The organism is Devosia sp. Leaf420, from assembly GCF_001425445.1.
Lineage (GTDB): Bacteria > Pseudomonadota > Alphaproteobacteria > Rhizobiales > Devosiaceae > Devosia.
In genome coordinates this window covers 36,997-59,797 of record NZ_LMQU01000012.1, presented here as the reverse complement: position 1 = coordinate 59,797, position 22,801 = coordinate 36,997, and the positions used below count along the sequence as shown (strand labels likewise).

At 59.6% G+C, this 22,801-nt stretch carries 22 protein-coding genes and 1 riboswitch; of the genes, 18 read left to right on the top strand and 4 right to left on the bottom strand.

What is annotated here, in order from left to right; genetic code table 11:
- Positions 1-47 precede the first annotated feature (47 nt).
- The 11 genes from ASG47_RS13605 to ASG47_RS13555 all read left to right on the top strand — a co-directional run bounded on the left by ASG47_RS13605 (position 48) and on the right by ASG47_RS13555 (position 10,304).
- Positions 48-476 carry a YeeE/YedE family protein gene (locus ASG47_RS13605; protein ID WP_061909913.1) on the top strand — a complete coding sequence of 143 codons (429 nt, stop codon included), beginning with the start codon at positions 48-50 and terminating at the stop codon, positions 474-476.
- Positions 476-913, top strand: coding sequence for a DUF6691 family protein (locus ASG47_RS13600; RefSeq protein ID WP_061909911.1), 438 nt, complete (start codon positions 476-478; stop codon positions 911-913). Before ASG47_RS13605 ends, ASG47_RS13600 begins: the two co-directional genes overlap by 1 nt.
- 26 nt (positions 914-939) lie before the next feature.
- Positions 940-1,854 carry an MBL fold metallo-hydrolase gene (locus ASG47_RS13595; RefSeq protein ID WP_156352201.1) on the top strand — a complete coding sequence of 305 codons (915 nt, stop codon included), beginning with the start codon at positions 940-942 and terminating at the stop codon, positions 1,852-1,854.
- Positions 1,855-1,859: 5 nt separating this feature from the next.
- Positions 1,860-2,183: a TIGR01244 family sulfur transferase gene (locus tag ASG47_RS13590; protein ID WP_061909909.1), complete on the top strand. Its 324-nt coding sequence runs from the start codon at positions 1,860-1,862 to the stop codon at positions 2,181-2,183.
- 11 nt (positions 2,184-2,194) lie between these two features.
- The gene (locus tag ASG47_RS13585) at positions 2,195-3,043 is read left to right on the top strand and encodes a sulfite exporter TauE/SafE family protein (protein WP_061909907.1); all 849 of its coding nucleotides are present in this window, start codon (positions 2,195-2,197) and stop codon (positions 3,041-3,043) included.
- 652 nt (positions 3,044-3,695) lie between these two features.
- Entirely contained in the window at positions 3,696-4,580 is an 885-nt protein-coding gene (locus tag ASG47_RS13580; protein ID WP_061909904.1) for a helix-turn-helix domain-containing protein, read from the top strand.
- A gap of 240 nt (positions 4,581-4,820) precedes the next feature.
- On the top strand, positions 4,821-5,816 hold the full coding sequence (locus tag ASG47_RS13575; RefSeq protein WP_413813469.1) for a sugar ABC transporter substrate-binding protein: 996 nt from the start codon (positions 4,821-4,823) through the stop codon (positions 5,814-5,816).
- A gap of 53 nt (positions 5,817-5,869) precedes the next feature.
- Complete coding sequence (locus ASG47_RS13570; RefSeq protein WP_200913694.1) at positions 5,870-6,679, top strand: ATP-binding cassette domain-containing protein; 810 nt, start codon at positions 5,870-5,872, stop codon at positions 6,677-6,679.
- Positions 6,676-7,926: a sugar ABC transporter permease gene (locus ASG47_RS13565; RefSeq protein WP_061909900.1), complete on the top strand. Its 1,251-nt coding sequence runs from the start codon at positions 6,676-6,678 to the stop codon at positions 7,924-7,926. Before ASG47_RS13570 ends, ASG47_RS13565 begins: the two co-directional genes overlap by 4 nt.
- A gap of 19 nt (positions 7,927-7,945) precedes the next feature.
- Positions 7,946-8,674, top strand: coding sequence for an SDR family oxidoreductase (locus ASG47_RS13560; protein ID WP_061910772.1), 729 nt, complete (start codon positions 7,946-7,948; stop codon positions 8,672-8,674).
- 10 nt (positions 8,675-8,684) lie between these two features.
- Positions 8,685-10,304 carry an FGGY-family carbohydrate kinase gene (locus tag ASG47_RS13555; protein ID WP_156352202.1) on the top strand — a complete coding sequence of 540 codons (1,620 nt, stop codon included), beginning with the start codon at positions 8,685-8,687 and terminating at the stop codon, positions 10,302-10,304.
- A 122-nt stretch (positions 10,305-10,426) separates the two neighbouring features.
- Here ASG47_RS13555 and ASG47_RS13550 read toward each other — a convergent pair whose 3' ends face one another.
- From ASG47_RS13550 to ASG47_RS13535, 4 genes are all read right to left on the bottom strand, one after another.
- Positions 10,427-11,233 (bottom strand): ABC transporter permease, encoded by an 807-nt coding sequence (locus tag ASG47_RS13550; RefSeq protein WP_244484197.1) that lies wholly within the window; start codon positions 11,231-11,233, stop codon positions 10,427-10,429.
- 5 nt (positions 11,234-11,238) lie between these two features.
- Complete coding sequence (locus ASG47_RS13545; RefSeq protein WP_244484173.1) at positions 11,239-12,030, bottom strand: ABC transporter ATP-binding protein; 792 nt, start codon at positions 12,028-12,030, stop codon at positions 11,239-11,241.
- A 114-nt stretch (positions 12,031-12,144) separates the two neighbouring features.
- Complete coding sequence (locus ASG47_RS13540) at positions 12,145-13,164, bottom strand: ABC transporter substrate-binding protein (RefSeq protein WP_061909896.1); 1,020 nt, start codon at positions 13,162-13,164, stop codon at positions 12,145-12,147.
- 187 nt (positions 13,165-13,351) lie between these two features.
- Positions 13,352-14,827 carry a phospholipase D-like domain-containing protein gene (locus ASG47_RS13535; RefSeq protein ID WP_061909894.1) on the bottom strand — a complete coding sequence of 492 codons (1,476 nt, stop codon included), beginning with the start codon at positions 14,825-14,827 and terminating at the stop codon, positions 13,352-13,354.
- Between the two features lie 1,329 nt (positions 14,828-16,156).
- A riboswitch (TPP riboswitch) is annotated at positions 16,157-16,268 on the top strand.
- Here ASG47_RS13535 and ASG47_RS13525 point away from each other — a divergent pair.
- From ASG47_RS13525 to glsA, 7 genes are all read left to right on the top strand, one after another.
- Positions 16,259-16,867, top strand: a complete 609-nt coding sequence (locus tag ASG47_RS13525) for a YkoF family thiamine/hydroxymethylpyrimidine-binding protein (RefSeq protein ID WP_061910765.1) — start codon at positions 16,259-16,261, stop codon at positions 16,865-16,867. Its footprint overlaps the riboswitch before it by 10 nt.
- A 15-nt stretch (positions 16,868-16,882) precedes the next feature.
- Complete coding sequence (locus tag ASG47_RS13520) at positions 16,883-17,677, top strand: ABC transporter permease (protein ID WP_061909891.1); 795 nt, start codon at positions 16,883-16,885, stop codon at positions 17,675-17,677.
- Positions 17,674-18,423 carry an ABC transporter ATP-binding protein gene (locus ASG47_RS13515; protein ID WP_061909890.1) on the top strand — a complete coding sequence of 250 codons (750 nt, stop codon included), beginning with the start codon at positions 17,674-17,676 and terminating at the stop codon, positions 18,421-18,423. The genes ASG47_RS13520 and ASG47_RS13515 overlap by 4 nt, the downstream gene beginning before the upstream one ends.
- A 3-nt stretch (positions 18,424-18,426) precedes the next feature.
- Positions 18,427-19,434, top strand: a complete 1,008-nt coding sequence (locus tag ASG47_RS13510; RefSeq protein ID WP_061909889.1) for an ABC transporter substrate-binding protein — start codon at positions 18,427-18,429, stop codon at positions 19,432-19,434.
- Entirely contained in the window at positions 19,431-20,732 is a 1,302-nt protein-coding gene (locus ASG47_RS13505) for an LLM class flavin-dependent oxidoreductase (protein ID WP_061909887.1), read from the top strand. Before ASG47_RS13510 ends, ASG47_RS13505 begins: the two co-directional genes overlap by 4 nt.
- A gap of 341 nt (positions 20,733-21,073) precedes the next feature.
- The gene (locus tag ASG47_RS13500) at positions 21,074-21,445 is read left to right on the top strand and encodes a PRC-barrel domain-containing protein (protein ID WP_061909885.1); all 372 of its coding nucleotides are present in this window, start codon (positions 21,074-21,076) and stop codon (positions 21,443-21,445) included.
- 164 nt (positions 21,446-21,609) lie between these two features.
- On the top strand, positions 21,610-22,593 hold the full coding sequence (gene glsA / locus ASG47_RS13495; protein ID WP_061909882.1) for a glutaminase A: 984 nt from the start codon (positions 21,610-21,612) through the stop codon (positions 22,591-22,593).
- Positions 22,594-22,801 lie beyond the last annotated feature (208 nt).

Below are 22,801 nucleotides of genomic sequence, written 5' to 3'. Positions count from 1 at the left end.
TATGACCAGCGCATATCAGTGCGCTGATCCAAGCACAAGCAGGCTCAATGGAAACGACATTCACGCCGCTCCAGGCCTTACTCGGCGGTTCGCTTATTGGCGCATCCGCGGTCGCCTTGATGGCGCTCCACGGCAGGATAGCCGGAATGACCGGCATCCTGACCGGGCTGGTCCTCCCCAAAGGCGACTGGGATTGGCGTCTCGCTTTCCTGATCGGTGCCATTGCGGCGCCTCTAATGATCCTGCTCCTCACTGGCTCTACCCTGCCGCTTCAGGCCGAGCTCCCATATTGGGCTATCACTCTTGGCGGCCTCTTGGTCGGTATCGGTGTGACCTTTGGCGGCGGCTGCACATCGGGCCATGGGATCTGCGGCATCGCACGGCTCGCGGCACGATCCATCCTCGCAACACTGATCTTCATGTTGACCACCTTCGTCACGGTCTTCGTGGTCCGTCACATTCTGGGAGGCTTATGATGCTCCGCATCGCGTCCGCAGGCACCATTGGCCTCGTCTTCGGTGTCGGCATCGTCATTTCGGGCATGTCTAACCCGGCGAAAGTGCTCAATTTCTTCGATCCCTTCGGCACTTGGGACCCGAGCCTCTTGCTGGTCATGGCATCGGCCCTGCTGGTCACCTTCATAGGCTACCGCTTTGTGCTACGGCGACCTGCACCCGTGTTCGATCGTACCTTCCATCTGCCGACCAAGCGCGATTTCGACATGCCGCTCATCGCAGGTTCAGCCACATTCGGCATTGGTTGGGGCATAGCTGGGTTCTGTCCTGGCGGCGCCATTCCAGCACTCGGCTCAGGCGAACCCAGCCCTTTCATTTTCGTCGCGGCAATGATCGTCGGCATTCTGATGGCCAATGGCCTCAAGGCAGCTCTGGCGCGTCGCGACGCCCTTGCGTGACGCTTCGCATTGGAAAAGAGATTTCCGTGTCCACCCAACCGATACCGTTTACACCTGACCTCTCTATCAAACCGGAAGTCGTGCCGTTTTTCGACGCGGCGACGAACACCATCAGCTATATCGTCAAGGATCCAGCATCGACCGCCTGCGCCGTGATCGATTCCGTTATGGATTTCGACTATGCCTCCGGCAAAATCGCTTCTGATGGCGCCGACAAGATCATCGCGCATATTCAGGACCACGGCTGGACACTCGAATGGCTGATCGAGACGCATGTCCATGCCGACCATCTCTCGGCGGCCCCCTATATCCAGTCGAGGCTCGGAGGAAAGCTGGGCATCGGCGACCAGATCCGCGTGGTGCAAAGCACCTTCGGCAAGATCTTCAACGAGGGCACCGCATTTCAGCGCGATGGGTCGCAGTTCGATCGCCTGTTCAAGGATGGCGATAGCTACCAGATCGGCACCTTGACGGCGCACACGCTCTTCACGCCGGGCCACACGCCAGCAGATATGGTGCATGTCATTGGCAATGCTGTGTTCGTCGGCGACACGCTCTTCATGCCCGATGGTGGCTCCGCTCGTGCCGACTTTCCCGGCGGCGATGCACGAACGCTCTATCGATCAATCCAGAGGCTGCTGACCCTGCCGAGCGAGATGCGCCTCTTCATGTGCCACGACTATGGCCCCAATGGTCGCGGCATCAGGTGGGAAACCACCGTCGCGGAGCAGCGCGACCACAATATCCATGTGGGTCATGGCACCACTGAAGATGCTTTCGTTAAAATGCGCGAAGAGCGGGACAGCACGCTCGCCATGCCCAAGCTCATCATCCCGAGCCTGCAAGTCAACATGCGGGCTGGTCACCTTCCGCCGCCCGAAGACGACGGAAAAACCTATCTCAAAGTGCCTATCAATGGGCTCATCACCGCAAAGGAATAATCATCATGGCCATCAATAAGATCGACGACCATTTCGCCCAGAGCCCGCAGATCCAGGCCGACGATATCAGGGCCATTGCAGAGGCTGGCTACAAGGGCATCGTCTGTGCCCGCCCCGACAATGAAGATCCGAACCAGCCTTCTTTCGCTGAAATCGCCGAAGTTGCTGAACGCTTCGGGATCAAGGCCTTCCATATTCCGGTCTCTGGGCCGGTAACCGAGGGCCAACTCATCCGCTTTGAACAGGCTCGCGCCGAAACGGATGGTCCCATCCTCGGATATTGCCGCTCCGGCGGTCGCGCCGGCAGCCTTTACGCCGCATCCCTCTAAGTAAAAAGACGATGTTCCTTGAACCCCTGCAATATCTTCTTGGCGCCTTCTCGGGTAGCCTGGTGGGCTTCACGCTCGGCCTCTTCGGCGGCGGCGGGTCGATCCTCGCTGTGCCGCTGATGGTCTATCTCGTGGGGGTTCCGGTCGCTCACATGGCTATCGGCACGAGCGCATTTGCCGTCGCGGCCAACGCTGCCACCAATCTTATTACTCATGCCCGCAAGGGCAATGTGATCTGGCGCTGCGCCCTGATGTACACAGTCGCCGGTATCGCCGGGGCCTTCATCGGCTCGACGCTCGGCAAGGCGATGGATGGTGAAAAGCTGTTGTTCCTCTTCGCCATTCTGATGCTGGTCGTGGGCGTGCTGATGTTTCGTGGCAGGGGAAATCCCGGCATTCCAGGAGCCACCTGCAACAGGGAGAAGGCACCCAAAGTTTTGGGTTATGGTGGCATAACTGGCGCGCTTTCTGGATTCTTCGGTATCGGCGGGGGTTTTTTGATTGTACCCGGCCTCGTCGCCTCAACCGGGATGCCTATTCTAAACGCCATCGGATCTTCGCTCCTGGCTGTCACCGCCTTTGGCCTAACGACAGCTTTGAGCTACGCCTTTTCGGGCCTGGTTGATTGGCCTCTCGCTGCCATATTCATCGGAGGTGGTGCCCTAGGCGGTCTTGCCGGCACTAGGGCCGCAAGCACACTTGCCAGCAAAAAAGGGATGCTCAATGTGGCATTCGCCGCCCTAATACTTGTCGTCGCCAGCTACATGGCCGCGGAGACGGTTGGCGCGATTCTACAGTCTGAACAGGGTCGCCTGACCTTGCCCTACTGCTTTGGGATGAGCAGCGGACTGGCGGCTTAGAGCGAGGTGACGTGAAAGCCGACAATACAGCGGCCCGAGCCACAAATTCGACGACGATGAGATTGTCCCTTGAGGTCCTTCGAGAGCGATATTTCTCGATCCGCCAAGCTTGTCCGCACATCGTTCGTCATATGATGAGCGGGTCTTGGCAAGGAGGATAGTATGCGCAGCCGTTCCCCGAAGATGAACTTATCGAGCGATATCCGCACGACGCTCAGCTGGGTGGCGCGCAATGACAGTCAGACGACACGAATTCCCACCGGCCGCTTCTACTTTTGGAAAGTTCGTCTTCATGACCGAAAGACCGCAATAGGGTCGTCAATAGCCACCTTGGCCATTGCTACACCAGCCCCACACGCACTCTTGAAGTCTTGCGACCCACTTCAGCCGCAAGATGCAAATCTCACGCAGGGCCTCCGGCCGTCGAGGTGGAGCACTCAGTCCCCACATTCCATCGTCTGACTAACGTACCGCAATCCGATATAAAACGACTTCTACAAAACAGGTCGCGACAAAAACGTATCAATCGCTGGACAAGTCCGTGGTAGCATTAGCCTATTGTTAGGCACTAGCTTTCAAGTCGTGGAAGACGGGCAAACCCGCACACGCTGAAACCAAGCTTCAAAAGCATTGGTCTCATGGGAGGATTGTCGTGCAACCGGATCTCGAACTCGTCCGTATCGGCGAGACGGAATCGTTCAAGGCGTGGGAACACGGCTATCCGTTTCATACGGTGCGCTGGCATTTCCACCCAGAATATGAACTACACCTCGTCTGTGCCACGTCCGGCCGATACTTCATTGGCGATTTCATCGGCCAGTTCGCTCCGGGCAATCTTGTCCTTGTCGGACCTAACCTGCCGCACAACTGGGTCAGCGAACTCGCTGACGAAACGACTATCCCCTTGCGCAGCCGCGTCATGCAGTTCACCGAGGATTTCGTCAGCCGCATGATCGGCTGCTTTCCCGAACTCGCCGCCGCACGAAAACTCTTTAAGCGCAGCAGTTCCGGCGTCCTTTTCAGCCAAACCACCTCCGAGCGCGTCGCCGATCTCATGCGCCGGATTGTCCTCGCAACGGGCACCGAACGCATCGCACTCTTTCTCGGCATCGTCGCCGCGCTCGAAGCCGACCGCGATGCACAGACCCTGACCAGCCAGCATTACCTGCCTGATCCGTCGGGCTTCATGTCGACCGGCATCAACGAGGTTCTGGCCTATATCAACGAGAACCTCACCGAAGTGCTCGACGAGGCGACCCTGGCTAACCTCGCCGGCGTCACCCCTTCGACCCTCTCGCGCAGTTTTCGGCGCCACACCGGCCAATCGCTCACGAAATACGTCAACCGGCTGCGCGTTACGCTCGCCTGCCAGCTGCTGATGTCGTCCGATTTCGCCACCGTCACAGACGTCTGCTACGCCTCCGGCTTCAACAACGTCTCCAATTTCAACCGGCAGTTCCTGGGTTTGCGCGGCATGACGCCGACACAATTCCGGCGACTGCTCCTTGAAAACAAGAGTTTTGAGGAGGCTGCATGAACGCTGTCTCCTCACCTTGGGGCCCCGCCTAGCCCGGCCCCAGTCTGACTGAAACCTAGCCATCCATTCGCAACCGCAAGCAACCGGCGGATCGAGACAGTGCGTCTTGATCGCAGGAGGACGGTCTTTGCCAAGCGAATGGCCCCGACCCGACATCTCGTCGGATTTTTTAAGAACCGTCTCTGGAGGAGAACCATGAATACTATCGCTCTCAAGACTGCCGCCGCCCTTGCCATTGCCATGGCTGGCGCCGGCGCTGCCCAGGCCGCGACCACCGTCGCCTTCCTGATGCCCGACCAGGCTTCGACGCGCTACGAAGAGCACGATTGGCCCGGTTTTGAAGCCGCCATGAAAGAGCTCTGCGCCGATTGCACGCTGATCTACCAAAACGCCAATGCCGACGCCGCTCTGCAACAGCAGCAATTTAACTCGGTGATCGCTCAGGGCGCGACCATCATCGTGCTCGATCCGGTAGACTCTGCCGCTGCAGCCGCGCTCGTCGAGATCGCCCATTCTCAGGAGGTGAAGGTCATCGCCTATGACCGTCCGATCCCTGATCTGCCGGCCGACTATTATGTCTCCTTCGACAATGAAGGCATCGGCAATGCCATCGCGCAGTCGCTGGTCGATCATCTCAAGGCCGAAGGCGTCGCCGAGGGTTCGGGCGTTCTTCAGGTCAACGGCTCGCCAACCGACGCGGCTGCCGGCCTCATCCGCGACGGCATCGACAAGGCGCTCGATTCCTCTGGCTATGAGACCCTGGCCGAATTCGATACGCCGGATTGGGCGCCTCCCGCAGCCCAGGAATGGGTAGCCGGCCAGATCACTCGCTTCGGCGACAAGATTGTCGGCGTCGTTGCGGCCAATGACGGCACGGCCGGCGGCACCATTGCGGCCTTCAAGGCTGCCGGTGTCGATCCCGTCCCGCCGGTTTCTGGCAATGACGCAACCATCGCTGCGCTCCAGCTGATCATCGCCGGTGATCAATACAACACGATCTCCAAGCCCTCCGAGATCGTGGCCCGTGCTGCGGCCGAAGTGGCCGTCAAGCTGATGAATGGCGAGACGCCGGAAGCTACCCACACGCTCTACGAAACGCCCTCGCAGCTCTTCACCCCCGCCGTCGTCACCGCCGAAAACATCAAGGCGGAAATCTTCGAAAAGGGCATCCAGACCGCTGCCGAAGTGTGCACCGGCGAATATGCCGACGCCTGCACGGCTCTAAGCATCAAGTAACGGGTCCCCAGGCTCCGCCCTCGGGGGCGGGGCCGCATTCACGAGGCAGCATCATGATCCAATCGAGCCAACCGCAAACCGAGCCGATCCTGAGGCTGCGCGGCGTTTCCAAGAATTTCGGGGCTGTCTCGGCCCTCACCGATATCGAACTCGACATCCATCCCGGCGAAGTCGTCGCCCTTGTTGGCGATAATGGCGCAGGCAAATCGACGCTCGTCAAAATCCTTGCCGGCGTCTTTCAGCCCAGTGCCGGCACCATCGAATATCTGGGCAATCCGGTGAGCCTCAGTGGCCCTGGCAAGGCGCTGGAATTGGGTATCGCCACCGTCTTCCAGGATCTTGCGCTCTGCGAAAACCTCGATGTCGTCGCCAACCTCTTCCTCGGCCATGAGCTTGCCCCCTGGCAACTCGATGAAGTCGGCATGGAATTGCGGGCATGGTCGCTCTTGCGCGAACTTGCTGCCCGCATTCCCTCGGTTCGCCAGCCCATAGCCTCGCTCTCGGGCGGCCAGCGCCAGACGGTCGCCATTGCGCGCTCTCTTCTGCTTGAACCCAAAATCATCATGCTCGATGAGCCCACCGCCGCGCTCGGCGTTGCTCAGACCGCCGAAGTGCTCAACCTTATCGAGCGCGTGCGCGATCGCGGCCTCGGGGTGATCATCATCAGCCACAATATGGAAGACGTGCGCGCCGTCGCCGATCGCATCGTCGTCTTGCGCCTCGGGCGCAACAACGGCGTCTTTACCGCCGACACCTCCCATCAAGACCTCGTCGCCGCCATCACTGGCGCCAGCGAAAACGCCGTCACCCGCCGCCAGAAATCGCGCGCTGAAGGCGCCGCCACCAGAGAGGCCGGACTATGACCACGCCCGATCCAAAAACCTCGTCGACCCTCGACCGCGCCGACAGCCGCGTGCGCAATGACGACAGCTTTGCCGGCGCCTGGCGCGGATTTATCGATCGCGTCCGCTCCGGTGACCTCGGCATGCTGCCAGTCATGGTCGGTCTCGTTCTCATTTCAGTCGTTTTCACCGCCCTCAACCCGGTCTTTCTCGCGCCCAACAACCTCGTCAACCTGCTCTTTGATTGCGCAACGGTTGGCGTCATTTCCCTCGGGATCGTCTGCGTCCTGATGCTGGGCGAAATCGATCTCTCGGTCGGCTCGATGAGCGGCTTGGCGTCCGCGATCATCGGTGTCCTTTGGGTCAACACCGGCATGCCTCTACCTGTCGCCATCATCGCAGCACTGGCGACAGGCGCCTTTGTCGGCTTTGTCTACGCCATCTTTTACACCCGGCTCGGCATGCCCAGTTTCGTCGCGACCCTTGCCGGGCTCTTGGCTCTCCTCGGCCTGCAGCTCTATCTCCTCGGCGCCACGGGATCGATCAACCTGCCCTTCCAGTCCGATCTCGTCCGCTTCGGGCAGACCATGATCATGCCAGATTGGCTTTCGTACCTCCTCGCAATCCTTCCTGGAGCCGTCATCGCCATCACTGGCTGGCGCACAAGCCAGCGCCGCGTCGCTGCGGGGCTTTCACCGCTCGCCATGCAGATCGTTTTTGCCAAGGCAATCATCCTCACGCTCGCTCTGGGTTTTGCGGTCTGGTACCTCAGCCTCGGTCGTGGTCTGCCTTGGATGTTCGCGCTCTTCGTGCTGATCGCAGTTGCGCTCAATTATGGCCTTACGCGCACCCAATGGGGCCGATCGATGTTCGCCGTCGGCGGCAATCGCGAGGCCGCCCGACGCGCTGGCATCAACGTCAACCGCATCTACACCTCGGCGTTCATCCTCTGTTCGACCCTCGCTGCAGCCGGCGGCATTCTCGGTGCATCCCGCCTCGCCTCCTCGAGCCAACAGGCCGGCACCGGCGACGTCAATCTCAACGCCATTGCCGCGGCCGTCATCGGCGGCACCAGCCTCTTCGGCGGTCGCGGCAGCGCCTGGTCGGCCGTGCTGGGCATCATCGTCATCCAAGCCATCTCCAATGGCCTGACCCTTCTCAACCTCTCGTCGTCCCTGCGCTACATGATCACCGGCGCCGTGCTCGCCATTGCCGTCATCGTCGACTCGCTGGCTCGCCGCAGCCGCGTCAGCCATGGCCGCGCCTGACTATTTTGGAGACTACAAAATGACCCAGAAACTTGGCGGCAAGGTCGCTGCCGTAACGGGGGCCGCCTCGGGCATCGGGCTCGAATGTGCACGCGCCATGCATGCGGAGGGTGCAAAGGTTGTCCTTATAGATCGCGACGCCGCACGCCTCGATGCGCTGGTGGACGAATTGGGCGAAGGCGCCTTTGCCCTCAGGATCGACCTTTTCGACCATGGACAAGTGGATGGTTTGGGCGAAGCCATCCGCGCCAAGGCCGGGGGCTTAGATATCTTCCACGCCAATGCCGGCTCCTATGTCGGCGGACCGGTCGTCGATGGTGACCCCGATGAGTGGGAGCGCATGCTCAACCTCAATATCAACGCCACCTTCCGCGCTGTCCGCTCGGTTTTGCCTCATCTTGTCGCTCAGAAAACGGGCGACATCGTCCTCACTAGTTCCATAGCCGGCCTTGTTCCTGTGGTGTGGGAGCCGATCTACACCGCATCGAAATTTGCGGTTCAAGCCTTTGTCCACACCCTCCGCCGACAGGTGGCCCCCGATGGCGTGCGCGTCGGCGCCGTCGCTCCCGGCCCTGTCGTAACCGCGCTTCTCAAGGATTGGCCAAAGGCCAAAATGGACGAAGCCCTCGCCAATGGCAGCCTGATGCAGCCGACGGAAGTCGCCGAAGCCGTGCTTTTCATGGTCACGCGCGCCAAGGGCGTGACGGTGCGCGACCTTGTCATCCTGCCCACCACTGTCGATCTCTGAAGGATATAAAATGACCACCGCGGCTCGGTATTTTGTCGGCATTGACGTCGGAACCGGCAGCGCTCGCGCTGGAGTTTTCAATGCCGATGGACACATGCTGGCCTCGGCCAAACGCGATATCGCCATCTTTCACGAGACCGGCAATATCGTCGAGCAATCGGGCAACAACATCTGGAATGCCATATGCGCATCGGTCCGTGAGGCCGTGGAGGCCAGCGGCGTGCTGCCCTCTTCGGTCGTCGGGATCGGTGTCGACGCGACCTGTTCGCTCGTAGTGGTTGGGAAGAACGGGAAACCGCTTGCCGTCGGTCCTTCGGAAGACCACGAGCGCAATATTATCGTCTGGATGGATCATCGAGCCGCCGAGCAAGCGAGACGGATTACCCGCATGGGCCATGATGTGCTGCGCTATGTGGGCGGAACAATCTCTCCGGAAATGGAAACGCCAAAGCTGCTGTGGTTGAAGGAAAACCGCCCGGAAACGTTCGACGCTGCCGAGTATTTCTTCGATCTGGCCGACTATATCACCTGGCGCGCCAGCGGCAGTCTTGCGCGATCCTCTTGCACGGTGACGTGCAAATGGACCTACCTCGCCCATGAGCATCGCTGGGATCCCACGTACTTCCGGGCCATCGGTCTTGATGCACTGGCCGATGAGGGTTTTGCCCGTATCGGCACCGAAGTGGTTTCACCAGGAACGCGCATTGGGGGCCTGACGGAGGAGGCGGCAGATCAACTGGGCTTGCCGGCGGGGACGGCGGTGGGCTCCGGCCTGATTGACGCACATGCAGGCGGGGTTGGAACAGTCGGCGCTCTCGGAACGCTCGAAGAGAATATGGCCTACGTCTTTGGTACATCGTCCTGCACGATGACAACGACCCAAAGCCCGGCCTTTGTCCCCGGGGTATGGGGGCCGTATTTCGATGCCATGGTTCCCGGCTTCTGGTTGAACGAAGGCGGCCAATCGGCCGCAGGCGCGGCCATCGATCGCCTGGTCTCCCTCCACCCCGCCAGTGGAGAAGCCAGCAAAAGAGCCGCAGAACTCGGGTTGCCGCTTCTTTCTTACCTGTCGCAGCTCGCCATAGGGCAATCCGCCTCGGCCTCTGACGCGATCGGCCTCGCGGATGGTGTCCACGTCGTCCCGGAATTCCTTGGAAACCGCGCCCCCCTTGCCGATCCCGACACCCGCGCAGTCATTGCAGGGCTCGGCATGGATCAGTCGGAAGCGAGCCTTGTCGCCCTCTATGTCGCCGGGCTCAGCGGCATCGGCTACGGTCTCAGGCAAATCATCGAAATCCAGGAGAAACACGGCGCGCCTATAAAGCGGATCGTGATCAGCGGCGGCGCCGGCCAGGACAATCTGGTACGACAAATCCTTGCAGACACCTCCGGCGTGCCGGTGGTCGTCACCGAGGCCAAGGAGCCGGTTCTGCTCGGATCTGCGATATTGGCGTCGATGGCCGCCGGGCACTTCCCCGACCTAACGACGGCAATGTCCAAAATGACCCGCGCCGCTGCTGCCTTCGAGCCAAACGATAGTGTTCGGCAAGTGCACGAAAAGCGGTTCGCCGTTTTCGTAAACCTACAGGCGATAGCGCGATCGCCGGAGGCAAGGCATAGCGCAACCTAGCGCCAGTCGCCACCTTCTCGCAGTGATTTAGGACTTTGTCGGCGGCACCGCTTCTCGAGTTCCGCCCGACTTTGCCATCTTGCGAAACCGCCCGATGTTTTGTGGTACGCGACTATTTCAAGTCAGTTCCCCATGGTGGAACGATGCGCCCAGCCGGTCATGCGCCTTTCGATCCAAGCCATGACCGCATACATGGCGATACCTTCGACAGCCAGCATGAGAAGACCCGCAAAGACCAGCGGCACGTTAAAGTTCGATTGTGCCGAGGCCATCATGTTGCCGAGGCCCGAATTGGACGCCACCGTTTCGCTGACGACCGAACCAACAAATGCCAAGGTGATCGCCACTTTCAGCGAGCCGAAGAAATAGGGCATCGAGCGCGGAATGCCGACCTTGAGCATGATGTCCATTTTCTTGGCGCCAAGCGCGCGCAGCACGTCCTCCGTTTCTGGTTCGATAGTCGCTAGGCCCGTCGCCACGTTTACAACGATCGGGAAAAACGAAATCAGAAACGCCGTCATCACCGCCGGCACAGTCCCGATGCCGAACCAGATGACAAGGATAGGCACCAGTGCCACCTTGGGAATGGCATTGAACCCCACCATTATGGGGTAGAGCCCGGCATAAATGGTCTTGGACCAACCGATGAAAAGCCCGATTCCGAGCCCTGCGACAACTGCGATCATGAACCCGAGCACAGTGGTGTAGAGCGTCTGCACCGAGTTCTTCCAGATCGGCGACCAGTATTGCGCGATGGCCTCGAACACTCGCGTCGGCGTCGGCAAAATCGTATGCGGCAGCCCGGACAGGCGAACGCCAATCTCCCAGATAACGAAGAGCCCGATCGTGTAGAGGAGCGGCGCGAGACGCACCCAATCGAGCTTGAAGGCCGGCTTTGGCGCAGTCGCAACAGGCGTAGGTGTTTCCATCGTCGTCATACTGCAGCCCTCGCCGTTGCGATTTCCCCGTGCAGCCGCTGCACCATTTCATTGAAAACGGGCTCGTAGAGCAGGTCCAACTGCCGTGGCCGCTCGAACGGCACCTCGTGCTCGGCAATCACCCTGCCCGGCCGCGCCGACATGACGACGACCTTATCGGCCAGGAACACACTCTCGCGCAGATCATGAGTCACGAGCACGATAGTGACATCCTGGCTCGCATGGAGGTCCCGGATCACGCACCAGAGTTCTTCGCGCGTAAAGGCATCGAGCGCACCGAACGGCTCATCGAGCATCAGCAATTCCGGTTCATGGATCAGCGCGCGGCACAGATTGGCCCGCTGCTGCATGCCGCCCGAAAGCTGCCAGGGGAATTTGTCGCCAAAGCCCTTCAGCCCCACCGTTTCCAGCAGTTTCTCTGCCTTGGCCACATATTCGGCTTTATGGCTGCGCAACCGACGCCGGTGTCTCTCGACTATCTCGAGCGGCAGCAGAATGTTTTCTAGCGTCGTCCGCCAAGGCAGCATGGTCGGGTTTTGAAAGGCCATGCCGACGATCGAAACAGGCTTGGTCACCTGACTATTGGCGACGATTACCGCCCCGTTCTGGGGAATATGCAGCCCCGTCGTCAGCTTCATCAGCGTAGATTTGCCGCAACCCGAGGGCCCGACCACGGCGACAAATTCGCCGCGATTGATTTTGAGGTTAAGCCCGCTGACCGCCAGCGTGCCGTCCGGCCCGCCATAGCGCATGTCGACGTTTTCGATGGAAACAAGCGGTGAAGCCATGCCGGTGCTCCAGAAGAAAAAGAGGTCTGCCCGGACCGTCCCCGTTCGCTCGAAAGAACGGTCCGGGCAGATGACCCAGGCGCCCTTTCGCCTGGGAAGATCGCCACCAAAGAGTTACGGCAGCATGCGCTCTGCAGCCGGCGGCAGATATTGTGCGTCGAACACATCAGCGGCAGTGACATTGCCCTTGAGGCCCATCGAGATCTTCAGCGTGTCGATGGATGCGGCCAGGCGCACCTCATCAATCCCGCCAAAACCGTTCTCGACCACATAGGGCGTCTTGATGTTCATCTCGTTCGCCATGGTCAGGCGCGCGGTTTCGGTGTCGATATTGAGCGTCTCATTGCGCGCCAATACGGCAGCGGCGCCTGCTGCCGGATCAGCCACGGCATCGGCAAAACCCTTGGCGAGCGCCCGAACAAACCCCTTCACGGCCTCCGGATTCTCCTCGGCAAAGGTCTCGTTCACCATGACGGCGTTGCCGTAAAGGTTGAGGCCGTGGTCCGCAAAGAGGATAGTGGCGATATCGTCGTCCGGAACGCCATTGGCCTTGAGGTTAAGGATCACCGAGAAAGCAAAGCCAAAAACGCCATCGACATCCCCCGAAGCCAGCATCGGCTCGCGCACCGGAAAGCCGATCGACTCGATGGTAATGCCCGAAGTGTCGATCCCCGCCGCTTCGACGAAGGCTGGCCATTGCGCAAAGGCGCCATCGGGCGGCGGTGCGCCGAGCTTCTTGCCTTCGAGCGATTTCGGATCGTCGGTGATCCCCAGAGATTTGCGACCGATGACCGAGAACACCGGCTTGTCATAGACCATCATGATGGCCTTGACCGGCTGGGTGTTGTCCTCGTCGAGAAACTTGATCAGCGAATTGATGTCGCCGAAGCCAAACTGGTAAGCGCCGGTGGCGACGCGCGGAATGGCCTCAACTGAGCCATTGCCGGTATCGATGGTGACATTAAGTCCCTCGTCGGCAAAATACCCCTTGTCCTGCGCCAGCAGAAACCCTGCTGCTGGCCCTTCGAACCGCCAATCCAAAGTCAGCTTGACGTCGGTTTGCGCCAATGCAGGCACGGCGAAAATCAGAGAACTGAAGAGAGTAGCGGTCGCCAGAAGGCGAGGCGTGAGCATGGGTCTTCTCCGTGTTTGCTGGACACAAACAACCAAGACAAATTCATGCGCGCAAGTGGAAACTGATTAAAATTACCGCTGAAATAATATATGCATATTTTTTAGGCTGCAGTGCTAAAATGTGGCCGTCATAGTTTGGGCTACGCACCATTTGGCGCGCTATACATGTGAAAATCTAGTTCGCAGGTCAGGGTCGCCCCAGATTGATCTTCGGCTTACGCAAGCGACGGAAAAGCCCGCGCTTCGTGAAAGCTTCGAAAATCTCTTCGGGACCCTCTGGATCCAAAACCTCGTGGTCCGCGAGCCATGCCTCGACGGCGCTTAAATCCTCAGGAGCGTATGGGACCAGAGATTTGCCATTGTTACGCAGGCCTTCGATGGCACCGATCAGTCCTCGCGCGTTCACTTCCCGCTCGAGGATGTCGGGCGAAACGGCAAGATGCTCTCCGAGTAAGCTATTGCGAATGGCCCTGACCGTTTCACTGACAGCTTCATTCTGAGCAAACGTCGCATCGATAGTGACGTCGCATTCGGTGTCGAGGCGCATGGAGCGATTGTTCAGATTTGACGAGCCGATGCGTACGACCTCGTCATCGATGATAAGGATTTTAGCGTGGACGTAGATTGGCTCGCCGCCACTGGTGACCGGCGTGTAAATCCGAAAGCGCCCATGCGTGTCCAGCCGGTTCAGCGCCTGATAAAGGCGAGCACGGGCGGTGTCCATCGCCAGGGGCTCCAGCCAACCTTGCGCGCTATCGGGGTTGATGACGACGATTTCGGGTCCATCGGCCTCCTGGAGGCGCTTCGCCATTGCTTCAGCCACCCGCCGCGACGCGAAATATTGGCTTTCGGCATAGATGTAGCGTTTTGCCCTGGCAATCTGATCGAGATACAGGTGCTCGATCTCGAGAACTGACGGCCGGCCGTCGATCTCAGGCGCAGAACGAGAGACTGCGATGGGCACATCAACGAATTGCGCATCGAGAGCGTCAGGCCAAGGCGATTGCTGCTTGCCCAGTTCTGGCATTGGCCTTCCTCCGGCCGTGATCCATCGATCGCGTGCGATGTCGGCGAGTGTGCGTGCAATCGGCCCTTCCAATGCCGTTGTGGCGTCATGCCAGGGTTTGTGCGGCTTGCCATTCGGACGCACGCGGCGTGGGTCCTCGTGGACATGGTCGCGTGTGTCCCAGCGGTCCTCGGTCATGTCGATGCCGCCACAAAAGGCCAGCGCCTCGTCGATCACGACGATCTTTTGGTGGTGCGATGCCGCTGGCGGATGGGCTCCATCGAGCTTGGTGTGAATACGTCTATGGCTCATCCATTTGAAGACGGTGAAAATGGTGGAGCCGCGAGCCAGCATCTTGAGGGCACCTAGATCCCAACGCAGCAGAAAGACTTCAAGTTCAGGGTTCTGCTGAACGAGCCAATAGATGAAGTCGCCGACTTTTTCAGGCGCACCATCGTTCGTGGGAGCGCCCAACCGGATGCGGGCATCAAAGTCCCAACCGATCAACACGATGCGCTTTTTCGCCTTCAGCATCGCTGCTCGCGCAACGCGGAAATAGTCATCCGCATCGATGATGACAGAAGCTCGCGTAGCGGTCTCGACCCGATAACAATTGACGCCTGGTAGAAGCGGGGCGCCACCGTCTCGCCGAACCATCCATTCATCCTTTATCGGCAGCGCCCAAGGCTTGGCTGCAGAACAGCGATCGCATCCCGATCGATCGCGATCAGAACGAATGTCTACCCATTAGGTTTCCATAGCCTGAGCCGGCCGCCCTCGAAGTTGCGACAGCCTTTTGCAACGTCAAAGCACGATCAAAATCACCCTTGGAGTTCGTAGGCACAGTCCGCAACGCGCCCGGTCGTTCAGACTGCCAATCCGATGTCCGCCAAACAGTCGGTCTGCTGAAATCGAGACAGTAGCAAATGAGGTTGATCGCCAACTCCGCGACGGTTCAGAACTCCTCGATTCCACCGCGAAGCAGTCGAAGCAATTCGGTATTCGAACCAATCTCTATGCACGTTGCGCTAACCTGCCCGCTCTCGAGCGCCAGCCTATCTTTTGGTCCAAATACCTCATCATATCGAAGCGTCCAGCGGAGAAGTTGGATCCGAATGCCATCCCGACGAAGCACGCGAGATAGCCGGAGCCACACCGGTGGCGCCATTCGAATAATAGCGTCAGCGCGTTGAACCCGATCTATATAGGTCCTGCTGTTGCCACCCTCGATGATCCACTTTTCTTGGGCCGTCAGCCGGCGCACGCGTGCATCGATATCGTCTGGAGCTCGCAGGTTTCCAAGCGGATCCCACACCTCCTCATCAACGGCGTGGACGGGTAGTTCATAACGACGACCAAGACGTCGAGCGAGCCAGGTCTTGCCTGATCCAGGGCCGCCGATAATCATGATCCTGCGTATAGCCATTGCTCTGACTTAGCACGCGGCGTCATCACTCGCATGTCCGGTCAACGCAAAACCAAATCCAGTGGGAATGGCCGAAACAGGGTCGCAACGTGCCACTGCATCTGTGGCAACGGGCGTTATCGGACATTTCCCCGAACGCCCTACTCCGCCACCAAGCGGCTTCCCCCAAGAATGAGAGGTCGCACGAGACAATTTTCTCATCGAGACAGGCTCGCCGCATGAGCGTCGTTGTAGGACTAACATTCCTAAAGATTGCAAACGGTCGAACTCACGGCCCAGAAATGCCGCTTGGCGCAGCGGGGCACCGTGAGCATCCGACTGACTGGCTCTCAGCCTCCTCTAGCTTGCCCCCTCTACTCGGTGAAAACCTTTTTGCGTTGATGCGGACAGCGGGTAGAGCCATCAGGATCAGCGCGACAGCGCCCTGATGAATATCACCCGTTTCTGCGGCTCCGTTCACCGGGACCCGCACCAGGCAGCCGACATCAGTTCGCCGGCCTCTTCACCTTACCTCTGATTTAAGAAGGCTTGCGTTCTGCGACCAGCAGCGCATATGGTGCCCATATCCACAGGGGTGCTCCGTAGGTCGGGGCTGAGATGAGGGCGGGAAGCCTTCGGACCCTATAGCTGATCTGGGTAATACCAGCGGAGCGAGGCGGGCCATGTTTTCGGGCGCACAGATATCCCTATACCCAATGACCGACGATTTCGTCGGCGTCATCATCAGTGCTTTGGGCGCGCTCGATCCCTATCGCGACCAGTTGCGCATTGAAACCGACGATATTTCCACTCTGCTCGTCGGTCCGCCCGAAGTGCTGTTTCCGGCCATGCGCGATCTCTTCAGCGCCACCGCCCGGACCGGCAAACATTGCGTGCTCTCGGCCACCATTTCGCGCGGCTGCCCCGGCGAGCCCGACGATCCCATCTGCAATTCGACCCAATTCGACGGCACCGCTGCACCCTTGGCCGAACGGCAGGCCGCGGCGCTGACTGCGGTACAAAATGCCCCCCACATCGGCGTGTTCTCTGTGGTCCAGCTCTCGCTTTACGTCCTGGGCCAAGGCAACCATATGGACGAAATCTATGGCTGCATCGACTTCCTCAAGCAGTCAGGCACCTTCGAGAAGTCCAAGCATTTCGCCACCAAGCTCAGTGGCGATACCGGCGCGCTCTTTGCCACCATCGAGCAGGCCTTCTGCCGCTTCGGCCCGCCACAAGGCCATGTCACCATCGATCTGACGGTTTCAGCCAACAGCCCCAGCGCGCGCTGAACCCGAGGGCCATTCATGTCCATTACCGCCCCGTCGCGACTCTTCGCGCGCTTTATCCGCCATGCCGGCCCGGCCATTGCCTCAGTCTCCACGCTGATCCTGACCTGGGAGACCTATGTGCAACTTTGGGGCATTTCGCCTACCGCCCTGCCAGCGCCCACGCGCATCATCGTCCAGGGTTACGAGCAGCGCGAAGCCCTCGCTTGCCATACGATCGCAACGTTTCAAGCCACCACATTCGGCTTTGCGTCCTCCCTCATCGTCGCCTTTCTCTTTTCAATCCTGATCGACTTTTTTCGACAGCTGCGCCGGGCGCTGTTTCCCGTATTCATCATCACGCAGACCCTGCCGCTGGTCGCCATCGCGCCACTGATTGTGCTGTGGTTCGGCTTTGGTCTCACACCCAAAATCGTGCTGGTCGCGCTCGTGACCTTCTTCCCCATGCTTGTCGCCCTAACCCAGGGCTATGAAGCCACCGACCGCAATATCTCAGCCCTGCTCGCCTCAATGGGTGCGTCCCGCTGGCGCATTTTCGTTATGGCCCGCCTGCCCTCGGCACTGCCTTATTTCTTTGCAGGCCTGCGCATTTCCATCACCTATGCCGTGGTGGGCGCCATCTTTGCCGAATATGCCGGCGCAGCCCGGGGCCTCGGCATCTATATCCTCAATGCCAAGAACAATTTCCGCCCCGATCTCGTCCTTGCTGCGGTCTTTGTCAGCGCCACGCTCACGCTGCTGCTTTTTGGCGCCACCGTCTTCCTGCAGCGCGCCGCCATGCCGTGGGCCCGGCTGACGGAGGCCCGTCCATGAGTTCCGCCCGTCTAGACCTCAAAAGATTACGTAAGAGCTTCGGGCACACTCACGTTCTCGCCGATATCAATCTCAGCGTTCAGCCGGGTGAATTCGTCTCGATCCTCGGCCCGTCCGGGGCCGGCAAATCCACCATCCTGCAATTGCTGACCGGCGCCATCGCACCCGATGGCGGCCAGATGCTGCTCGATGACCAGCCGCTCACGCCAGCGCAGCATCGCTTCGCCTTCATGCCGCAAGGCGATGCGCTCATGCCCTGGCGTCGCATCATCGGCAACACCACGCTTGGTCTTGAAGTCCAGGGTCTCGGCCGCCAGGCCGCCCGTGCCAGGGTTATCCCGCTCTTTGAAGAATTCGGCCTTGCCGGGTTCGAAAACCATTATCCCGCCCAGCTATCCGGCGGCATGCGCCAACGCGCCGCCTTGCTGCGCACAGTCGTCCAGCAACGCCCAATGCTGCTGCTCGATGAGCCCTTCGGCGCTCTAGATGCCCTCACCCGCGCCCAGATGCAGCGCTGGCTCGCCGACATGTGGACCCGACATCGCTGGACTGTGCTGCTGATCACCCATGATGTGCGCGAGGCCGTGCTGCTCTCGGACCGCATCTATGTGCTGTCGGCCCGCCCGGCCTGCGTCGCCCACCATTTTCAAGTGCCCCTTGATCACCCACGCCACAGCGTCGGGTCACCCGAGCTTGCGGCCCTCGAAGCTCGAATTTTGCAGACCCTGCTCAATCCGGAGGACTAATTCATGCCCATTTCCCGTTTGATGATAGCGCTCGGCCTCGCCGTCAGTCTGGTCGCAACCCCGGCCCTTGCCCAGGGCACACCCGTCTCCATTGCGCTCGACTGGACGCCCAATACCAATCACATCGGCCTTTATGTTGCCAAGGCCAAGGGCTTTTACGAGGAGGCTGGGCTCGCCGTCGAAATCCTGCCCTATACCGATACATCTGCTGGCACGCTGGTCGCCAATCAGGTCGCCGATTTCGGTATTCTGGGCTCTATCGGCCTTTTCACGCAGCGCACCGCCGGGGCCGATCTGGTGGCAACCTATGCCCTGGTCCAGACCGAAACCGGCCGCCTCGTCTTCAATGCCGCCCAGCAGGACATCCAGTCTCCCAGAGATCTCGATGGCAAAATCTATGGCGGCTTCGGCAGCGCATGGGAGAGCGCCCTGATCGACACGATCATCCGTCATGATGGCGGTAAGGGCGAGTTCGAGACCGTCACCCTTGGCACCTCCGCCTATGAAGCGCTTGCCAATGGTGCCGTCGATTTCACCCTCGAAGTCTACACCTGGGAAGGCATTAAAGCCGAGCGCGACGGCCCCGCCCAGCGTTCCTTCCGCTACGCCGATTTCGGCGTGCCCGACCAGCACACCAATTTCATTAGCACCAGCAATGCCTACCTTGCCCGCAACGCGGACACCGCCAAAGCGTTCATCACGGCCAGCCAGCGCGGCTATGACTATGCCATCGCCCATCCCGACGAGGCTACCGACATTCTCGTCGCAGCCAATGCCGATATGTTGCTCGACCGGGACTTTGTCCGGGCCTCGCTGGAGGCCTTGATCGATGGGCACTATATCCGGGGCAAAAATGGCGCGATCGGCACCATCGATCCTGCCAAAATGGAAGCTATTGGCACATTTCTCTTCGATGCCGGCATTCTCAAGGATGGCAATGGCGCCCCGGTAACCGCCAAGCCCGATTTCACCGCCTATTACTCCAACGATTATCTCGACACCGCACCATGAGCAAAGGCCGGCGCATGGGCCTCAATGCCGTCATCTTCGGACTTGGCAGCCACGAGGCCGGCTGGCGCATGCCCGAAAGCAATGCCCTGGCCTCGACGGATCTCAACTATTGGATCGACATTGCCCGGCGCGCCGAAGACGGTGGCTTCGACGCGTTGTTTCTGGGCGATGTGCTGGCGCTCCAGCACAGTGCGGACCGGCATCTCTGCGATGCCATGGACCCGCTGATTATCCTCGCGGCACTTGCGTCAGTGACCAGCCGCATCGGCCTCATCGGCACCGCCTCGACCAGCTTCGACCACCCATTCCATCTCGCCCGGCGCTTTGCCTCCCTCGATCACATCAGCAAGGGACGCGCGGGCTGGAACATCGTCACCTCCTCCAACCCGCTCGAATCCTATAATTTCGGGCTCGATGCCATGCCCGATCACGCCGAGCGCTATGCTCGCGCCGCCGATGTCACCCAGGCTGTCATTGCCCTGTGGGATTCCTGGCAGGCCGACGCCCGAATTGCCGAAAAACAATCGGGCCGCTACCTCGATCTCGCCAAGGTGCGGCCCATCGATCATGAAGGTCCCTTTGTCCGCAGCCGTGGTCCGCTTAATGTGCCGCGCTCGCCGCAGGGTCGCCCCATCCTTGCACAGGCCGGCGCCTCCGAAGCCGGGCGAGACTTTGCCGCCCGCTATGCCGACTTGGTTTTCACAGTACAGTCCGACCTTGGCGATGCGCGGGCCTTCTATCGTGACATGAAGGCGCGGGCCGTTCAGCATGGCCGAGCCCCCGAAAGCCTTCTTATCTATCCCGGCATTGTGCCCATCGCCGCTCCCACCCTGGGTGAGGCTGAAGACCGCCTTGCGCAGATGAACAGCTTCATGGTCATCGAACACGTCCTCGCCAAGCTTTCCGAATTCCTTGGCACCGATCTTTCCCATGCGGATCTCGACGCACCCTTGCCCGACACCGTTCGCGCTCATGCTGCGCCAACTCAATCGAGCCAGAGCCGTGTCGCTGTGTTGGTCAACATCGCCTGCCGCGGCAGCATGACCTTGCGCCAATTGTTGATGCGCATGGCAAGTGGACGGGGGCACCTGCTCGCAGTCGGCACCGGCTCGGACATTGCGACGACGATGCAGTTGTGGTTCGACAATGAAGCGGCCGACGGTTTCAACGTCATGGCCCCAATTATGCCCGCTGACCTGCAGAGCTTTATCGATCTGGTAGTCCCGCAACTCCTCGAGCGCGCCGTGTTTGCAACAGACGAACAAGCGACCCTGCGGGCCCGTCTACGGCTGCCGTAGGGTAGAGCACTGCTGGAAAAGTCGCTCCATTCTTTAGCACTGACCGGCGCCTTTCGGTCGCTCGACGGAGCTTTACGCGTTCCTGGAAAGGGAGATCACGCGATGGCGCGGTGCGTAGCGGCAGGAGCCCTAACGGCTAATGATCATCGGCTATGGCCCGCGGCCGTGCTGACGGCATGGCGACCCTAGTCGCACGAGACTGAGTCGCGATCAACCATCGTACCTGCCAACGGCCCACGAGCGGCGGCAGGTACACTAGCGGTCGGGAATCGCGACATTTTGCCCGGCAACCATATGCGATGCCTGGGGCGTTCCTCTCCGGTAGCAAACGGAGTTTCTGAATGAAAAAAGCAAATTTCGCCTTGGTTCCTGCCGTCGCTCTGCTCGTTGCAGCACCGGCATTGGCGCAAGCACCGACCCAGTGGGTCGAGCTGGAAGACACTGCGCAGGTAGCTGCATTCAATAGCACGGTCGATCAGATCGAAGACTGGGATCTCTACGACGCAGCAGGGATCAAAATCGGTGAAGTCGAAGCCGTCCTCGGTACCGATGCGACCACCGCGACAGCTCTGGTTGTCGATTTCGAAGAGGCCGCTGGTTACGTTGACGGCGACGTGATCGTTCCAATCGACCAATTTACGTGGGAAGCCAATCGTCTGTCCCTTGCGATCGAACCCACCGCCGCCCAGCAGCTCGAGCTCTGGAACGACTAACACTCAACGCTACAACGCAGAAAAACCCGCGCTACGGCGCGGGTTTTTGATTGGGTCTTACGCTTAGAACGCGTTGGAGCACGCAAAAAGCGTCGACATTTATTCTTCCAATTCTTGTCACTCAAATCTTCGCCGCACGTTGACCAGAAAATGGGAGACTCTGAGTGAAAGACCGTCAGCACAGCGTATTCGAGTTACAAACAATTCTTGATGAGACGGTTAAGGACGTAAAGGACCATGCTGAACGGATCTATATAGACGCAAAAAAGGTGGCAGACGAGCACCACAAACCGGCGCCCCGCAAAGCGGACTTTGCGAAATTTGGTCTGTCTGTGTTTACCCGCGAAGGCGATCTTATAAAGGCCGGCGATGCATCTAATGCATTTCCGATCCAGTCTATTTCCAAAGTATTCGCGCTTGAAGTGGCGCTACAAAGACACGGTGACACGCTCTGGAAGAGAGTCGGCCGAGAGCCATCTGGAGACGCGTTCAATTCCATTATTGATCTCGAGCGCTTCAAAGGAGTGCCGCGAAACCCTTTCATCAATGCTGGCGCGCTCGTCGTGATCGACTCTCTTCTCGATGTAAAAGGGAAAGATGCGAATGGCTCGGTGATGAGCTTCGTCAAACAGCAAATGGACGACGAAATCGTCACTGTCGACGCGGATGTGCTGGAAAGCGATCAGGCTAGGGGTGATCTCAACCGATCATTGCTGTTCATGGCCAAGCACCACGACAATCTGCGCCATGCGGTCGATGACGTTATGAACGCCTATGTGCATCAATGCGCTATTTCCCTCGATTGCATTGGGCTCGCTAAAGCGGGGCGGTTTCTTATGCACGAGGGTCCAGACGAACGATCGGACCGAGGTTTGCAAGCATCCCGACGCGCCCGGCGCATCCTCTCCATAATGATGACATGTGGTATGTACAACGGGTCCGGAGACTTCGCTTTTCGGGTTGGCCTGCCGGCAAAATCAGGTGTTGGCGGCGGCATCCTGGCTGTCGTGCCGCACATCGCATCCATAGCGGCATGGTCTCCTGCGCTGGACCCGTTTGGGAATAGTTGGCTTGGTGTTCTGGGGCTGGAGCACCTAACGAACCGTACGGATTGGTCCGTGTTCGGAAATATCCTGAGCAAAACCTAGTGGTTAGTTGACCGTCCATATATCTGCGCTGGTTGGATTGGGCCGAGGTTTCATGGTGTTGCGTGATACACGAAAACCCATCCTAATCATTGGCTATGGCAACATTACCTGCCTGCACCGTCGCCAGGAACGACGAAGCGCTGAGCGTTGGTCCCGGTGTTGCCAATCGAAATGCGTGAAACATCACCTCAAATCCTCCGCCCGACAG

Excerpts from the sequence above, each read along its gene's own strand:
- ASG47_RS13525 (WP_061910765.1), top strand. The coding sequence starts at position 16,259 with ATGTTTTCGGGCGCACAGATATCCCTATACCCAATGACCGACGATTTC.
- ASG47_RS13590 (WP_061909909.1), top strand. The coding sequence starts at position 1,860 with ATGGCCATCAATAAGATCGACGACCATTTCGCCCAGAGCCCGCAGATC.
- ASG47_RS13520 (WP_061909891.1), top strand. The coding sequence starts at position 16,883 with ATGTCCATTACCGCCCCGTCGCGACTCTTCGCGCGCTTTATCCGCCAT.
- ASG47_RS13545 (WP_244484173.1), bottom strand. The coding sequence starts at position 12,030 with ATGGCTTCACCGCTTGTTTCCATCGAAAACGTCGACATGCGCTATGGC.
- ASG47_RS13565 (WP_061909900.1), top strand. The coding sequence starts at position 6,676 with ATGACCACGCCCGATCCAAAAACCTCGTCGACCCTCGACCGCGCCGAC.
- ASG47_RS13535 (WP_061909894.1), bottom strand. The coding sequence starts at position 14,827 with ATGGTTCGGCGAGACGGTGGCGCCCCGCTTCTACCAGGCGTCAATTGT.
- ASG47_RS13585 (WP_061909907.1), top strand. The coding sequence starts at position 2,195 with ATGTTCCTTGAACCCCTGCAATATCTTCTTGGCGCCTTCTCGGGTAGC.
- ASG47_RS13570 (WP_200913694.1), top strand. The coding sequence starts at position 5,870 with ATGATCCAATCGAGCCAACCGCAAACCGAGCCGATCCTGAGGCTGCGC.
- ASG47_RS13510 (WP_061909889.1), top strand. The coding sequence starts at position 18,427 with ATGCCCATTTCCCGTTTGATGATAGCGCTCGGCCTCGCCGTCAGTCTG.
- ASG47_RS13515 (WP_061909890.1), top strand. The coding sequence starts at position 17,674 with ATGAGTTCCGCCCGTCTAGACCTCAAAAGATTACGTAAGAGCTTCGGG.
- ASG47_RS13605 (WP_061909913.1), top strand. The coding sequence starts at position 48 with ATGGAAACGACATTCACGCCGCTCCAGGCCTTACTCGGCGGTTCGCTT.
- ASG47_RS13550 (WP_244484197.1), bottom strand. The coding sequence starts at position 11,233 with ATGGAAACACCTACGCCTGTTGCGACTGCGCCAAAGCCGGCCTTCAAG.
- ASG47_RS13600 (WP_061909911.1), top strand. The coding sequence starts at position 476 with ATGCTCCGCATCGCGTCCGCAGGCACCATTGGCCTCGTCTTCGGTGTC.
- ASG47_RS13500 (WP_061909885.1), top strand. The coding sequence starts at position 21,074 with ATGAAAAAAGCAAATTTCGCCTTGGTTCCTGCCGTCGCTCTGCTCGTT.
- ASG47_RS13505 (WP_061909887.1), top strand. The coding sequence starts at position 19,431 with ATGAGCAAAGGCCGGCGCATGGGCCTCAATGCCGTCATCTTCGGACTT.
- ASG47_RS13560 (WP_061910772.1), top strand. The coding sequence starts at position 7,946 with ATGACCCAGAAACTTGGCGGCAAGGTCGCTGCCGTAACGGGGGCCGCC.
- ASG47_RS13540 (WP_061909896.1), bottom strand. The coding sequence starts at position 13,164 with ATGCTCACGCCTCGCCTTCTGGCGACCGCTACTCTCTTCAGTTCTCTG.
- ASG47_RS13555 (WP_156352202.1), top strand. The coding sequence starts at position 8,685 with ATGACCACCGCGGCTCGGTATTTTGTCGGCATTGACGTCGGAACCGGC.
- ASG47_RS13575 (WP_413813469.1), top strand. The coding sequence starts at position 4,821 with ATGGCTGGCGCCGGCGCTGCCCAGGCCGCGACCACCGTCGCCTTCCTG.